Genomic DNA, 275 nt, shown 5'->3' on the forward strand with positions numbered 1-275 from the left:
GAGAATAGGTTTTAGCGTCAACGCTTCATCAGTCAAACTATACTCAACTGTAATGGGTACGGTATTAAATGTTTGACGATTCAGAATGCCAATGGCTTCTAAATCTTTCAATTCTTTGATAAGCATTTTAGGTGAAATTCCTGTTACCTCTCTTTCCAATTCTTTGAACCGCTTTTTACCAAAGTACAAACTGGAAAGAATGAAAAGCTTCCATTTTCCACCCAAAACTTGTAATATAAACTGTAAATCTGCTACATCTACAACACAATCTTTAT

At 34.2% G+C, this 275-nt stretch carries 1 protein-coding gene; it reads right to left on the reverse strand.

Annotated features, from left to right (window positions below; translation table 11 throughout):
• On the reverse strand, window positions 1-275 hold a 275-nt coding region (locus tag SB752_RS32390; RefSeq protein WP_410719496.1), incomplete at both ends, for a winged helix-turn-helix transcriptional regulator.

This window comes from Brevibacillus sp. SIMBA_040, assembly GCF_046535075.1.
GTDB lineage: Bacteria > Bacillota > Bacilli > Brevibacillales > Brevibacillaceae > Brevibacillus.